Raw genomic sequence first — 3,978 nt, 5'->3', positions numbered from 1 at the left:
AGGCCAGGTGATTGCAATTGTCGGGAACTCTGGCGTGGGTAAGACCACACTCATCCGTGTTCTGGCGGGGCTTGAAGATCTTCAAGTCGGGGACTTCTTAGTCAATGGAGAGGATCTGCGCAAAGTCGGTAAGTCGAGCTACCGGAGCAAGGTCAGCATCGTCATGCAGGGAGACAATCTGTTGTCAGGGACGTTGTCAGAGAACATCTCCATGTTCGATGAGCACATTGACCAAGAACGCCTCGTGCAGGCTGCGAAATTGGCGTGTATCCACGACGATATTCAGCGCATGCCAATGGGCTTCAACACCAGAGTCGGTGACTTGGGAAACACGCTGTCAGGTGGTCAAAAACAACGGATCTTCTTGGCCAGAGCTTTTTACAGGCGCACCAAGTTGTTGTTGATGGATGAGCCAACCACTGGGGTTGATGAGCAGATGGGTATGCAGCTGATGAAGAACATCAAGAGCATCGGCGCGACCACAGTCGTCGTGACGCACGACAAGAACATCTCTCGGATGTGCGATATGCACTACCTCTTCGTTAACGGAAACCTGAGGCCCCTGATCAAAGAGCAGCCAAGCAAATTTGATCAGGACGAGGCCGGGGAAACGGCTGAGAAATCCAAGCAACAATGAGGAGTTACAACGCCTATCAAAATAAGTTCAAAGGAAAAAAGAGATATGGAACATTCAATAGAAAAAACGATCAGGAAAAAAATCTAATCACAGGATGGAGCGCTGCAATGAGAGAGCTAACAATCGAAGAGCTATTCCTAGTGGCAGGTGCAGCAGCCGCTGCGGATGTAGATCCAAGCGAGCCGCCCACTGAGCTGCCCCCCGTGGTAGTTAATCCACCTCCATCAGAACCACCAACATTGCCACCATCCCCGCCAGTTGAGCAACCCCCGCCGCCGCCACAAGGTGGAGGAGGAGGCAATGATGGCGATGTCTTTGTCCCCTTGCCGGCTGAAAACAGAATCGATAATGCCTTCATTGACAGCGTGGAGGGTGGACAACAGCTAGATGCGTATGTCCCCAATAATAACGGTGTAGTCATAGATCAAAGCGGAGTGACCGTGGCAACTGGCGTCGATTTGGGTGGCCAGACTGTCGAAAGTCTCACAGCTCTCGGTGTAGACCAAGCACTGGTTACTTCGTTAACGCCCTACCTTCATCTAACAGGCCAAGATGCGCTGAGTGCCGTTCAAAACAACCCTCTGCACATCACCGAGGCGCAGGCAGGTGCGTTGGATAACGCAGTTCGATCGAACATATTAAATACGGTTGTTAATAGCTATAACAACTCTTCCGATTATGCTGACTTTTATCAGCTGCCTGGTGGCGTCCAGACCGCCATCGCAAGTGTTGCTTACCAATACGGCCCTGGCCTTGCCACAGCAACCCCCAATTTCTGGACCCAAGTAACAACGGGACATTGGCAAGATGCTGTTACCAATCTGAACGATTTCGGTGATGCGTATGATACAAGGCGAGACAGGGAGGCCGCGCTTATTCAACAAGATATTACGAACGGCAGCGTGCCGGGTGGCGGTTAAATGTTGACTTATAACGTGAGGTTGGATATGAAAGCTAACAAAAGAATTGCATCAATTGCAATAATGATCTTTTCGTTGTGGGGAAGCGTTTTGGCCACGGCTGCGCCTGCCAAGATTAATTCTGCGGTCCTATCGGCTTACTTTGGTCAGTCAGCGGGTGACTATATTATTCCCGGAAAACCATTGGTGCAGCAGTTTGGGGAGGCTCTGAGCGGTCCACCCAACAAAGACGTTGATGTGGGGAATGGGGTGACCTTGATATCCGGCTGCCGCTACAAGAGCTGCATTGAGAAAGGTGCAGTTGCCATCAAGAGTGATAATACGGTCGAAGCTGCTGGGCTCATTCACTTTAACTGCAAAGCCGACACCAAGAAGTCGGGCGCTTCTTGCTCAAAAAATCCTACTTTCACCTTATTTGTGCCCAAGAATAAAAAGAGCCTTGACGCAGAGATATCTGTTCTGAGATGGGCACATGAATATGCGCCAGATGCTACTTTTGAAACGGTCACGTTGGAGAAATGAGGTTTGCATGCCAAGATTAAAAGGCCAACAGAGGTAAATTTATCTTCAAGTGCTTCGAGTCTGCCTAGCTCTAATTCTATGTGAGCCGGGCTTGCAATGGACTGTTATTTATGGGCTGCATAGGAAGTAAAAAAATGATGTTTTGAAGGAAAGGAAAGCGAAACAGCAATTTATCAATCGAAATATTGCAGGGAGTGCTGTAATGAGAGAACTGACAAACGAAGAGTTATTCCTAGTGGCAGGTGCGGCAGCCGCTGCGGACGTCGATCCAAGCGAGCCGCCCACTGAGTTTCCACCAATTGTAGTTAACCCTCCTACAAGTCCGCCTCCAACTCTTCCCCCTTCGCCGCCAGTTGAGCAGCCAGGTCCGATAAATCCCCCAGGCGGCGGGGGTGTTGGTCCTACACCTTCGCCAGCAGTAGTGAGCGGGCTTGGAACTGGTGTGGATGAATATATCAATAAAAGCGACGCGGTAAAAAATCTGCTATCGCAATATGTTGCCAGCGATAGACATCCCGCTTTTAAGGATCTTGGTGCTCTTAAGGGGGATGTTGAAAGCGGCCAAATCTTTATTGACGACAATTACGCGGGAACAACTTTGGAGGCTGCAACAATTCTTAGCCATGAGCTATATCATGTTTACAATCCTGTTGATTACGGGACTTCCAGTCCTAGCTTGGAACAGTATGTGAATACTTGGCTAAGCAATGAAGCTGGCTCATTGGTTTTTGAGCTGAATTTTGTCAGCCAAGTCGAGCCGACGACGCTGAATCAATATCCAGCTGAAGTCACAAGCATTTATAACCAGATAGGGTCGACATTGACACAGGAGCAAGCAATGAGTCAGCTCGCGACGTGGTATGGAAATCAAGATCATGGCGGAGGGCAAACGGTGAAACAGTATTATGAGTCTGTATACAATGGTAACTGAGAGGGTGGTATTTATGAAAGCGTTTAAATTCTATAGAAGTAAATTAATTTCGAGTCTGGCTGGACTGCTGGTTTTTGTAGTTGCATCCCCGCAGGCATACTGTGCCGAAGAGCGAGTGGAAAAACTTGTCTCCTTGTTTAATGGGGGTGGTTACGTCAGCCAGAGCCAGGTTGAAGCTCTGGTTGCAGACGCCAAAACGTCTATCCTCAAAGATGAAATGCTTCATCGTTATTATAAGGTCTCATTCATTGCGCCATCTTCGCAGATAAAAGAACTTAGATTTGGCTCACATCGAGGAGACGCTAAGAGCCAGGAATGGACAGTTGGTTCGCTGTCTGCTTTTTTTTCAGATTCTAAGATGGAAGGCTGCGAGAGATACGATAGTTTTATTAAAAATATGGGTTTCGTTGAAAAAATGCGAGAACCCAGAGCGTCAATCAGAGGCGCGTCTTGGACTCGCCCGGCTATCCTGTCCAAGGGGCCTTACGTCATATCGATATCCACTACTGATGTGACTTCACCATGCGTTTCTTCACTGACGATTGTGGAAGAAAAGAATTATCCAAAAACTCAGCATTGACAGTCTAGTGAGTGCTGCCAGAAGTAATTATTGATTACTTCGATGGCGACTAGATGCGCTAGGGACTGGCTACTATAAAATGGTCGTTTCAGATCTTTGGATTAGATTGCTGGTCAAATGATCCGGACTAGATGTGTCCGGATCGTTCAGGCTTGGAAGTGAGTTAAATGATCTGTCTTCGAAGAAATGCCGAGTAGACAAGTAAAGCAGGTGTGCAAGTCAGACAGATGCCAATGAAAAACGTGCCATAGCCTTGGCTTTGTCCATGGAGCGTGGTGAGATAAGCCACTGCAAGGCCTGAGAAGCCGGAAATCACCCTGCCGAAGATGGAGTAAAAGCTGGTTAGCCAAGCGTAGTGCTCTGATACGCCCAGGGTTTCCTAGACATC

At 48.4% G+C, this 3,978-nt stretch carries 5 protein-coding genes and 1 pseudogene; 5 read left to right on the top strand and 1 reads right to left on the bottom strand.

Going from position 1 to position 3,978, the window contains the following annotated elements; all coding sequences use genetic code 11:
* From XpruCFBP8353_RS22835 to XpruCFBP8353_RS22820, 5 genes are all read left to right on the top strand, one after another.
* Positions 1-637 (top strand): ATP-binding cassette domain-containing protein (locus XpruCFBP8353_RS22835; RefSeq protein WP_133125703.1); only part of this gene is annotated, 637 nt, incomplete at its 5' end.
* Positions 634-1,557 carry a pesticin C-terminus-like muramidase gene (locus XpruCFBP8353_RS24495; protein ID WP_133125702.1) on the top strand — a complete coding sequence of 308 codons (924 nt, stop codon included), beginning with the start codon at positions 634-636 and terminating at the stop codon, positions 1,555-1,557. The genes XpruCFBP8353_RS22835 and XpruCFBP8353_RS24495, both read left to right, overlap by 4 nt.
* A complete protein-coding gene (locus XpruCFBP8353_RS23605; RefSeq protein WP_101378193.1) occupies positions 1,558-2,079 on the top strand; it encodes a hypothetical protein in 522 nt (173 codons plus the stop codon).
* A 202-nt stretch (positions 2,080-2,281) separates the two neighbouring features.
* The gene (locus XpruCFBP8353_RS22825) at positions 2,282-3,010 is read left to right on the top strand and encodes a hypothetical protein (RefSeq protein ID WP_005924034.1); all 729 of its coding nucleotides are present in this window, start codon (positions 2,282-2,284) and stop codon (positions 3,008-3,010) included.
* Positions 3,011-3,023: 13 nt separating this feature from the next.
* The gene (locus XpruCFBP8353_RS22820) at positions 3,024-3,590 is read left to right on the top strand and encodes a hypothetical protein (protein WP_243391205.1); all 567 of its coding nucleotides are present in this window, start codon (positions 3,024-3,026) and stop codon (positions 3,588-3,590) included.
* Positions 3,591-3,753: 163 nt separating this feature from the next.
* Here XpruCFBP8353_RS22820 and XpruCFBP8353_RS24585 read toward each other — a convergent pair.
* Positions 3,754-3,966: pseudogene (locus XpruCFBP8353_RS24585) on the bottom strand (ABC transporter permease); the annotation flags it as partial.
* Positions 3,967-3,978: the final 12 nt, after the last annotated feature.

The organism is Xanthomonas prunicola, assembly GCF_002846205.1.
GTDB classification, from domain to species: Bacteria; Pseudomonadota; Gammaproteobacteria; order Xanthomonadales; family Xanthomonadaceae; genus Xanthomonas; species Xanthomonas prunicola.
The sequence above is the reverse complement of the archived record's forward strand: the minus strand, read 5'-3'. Positions and strand labels throughout refer to the sequence as shown.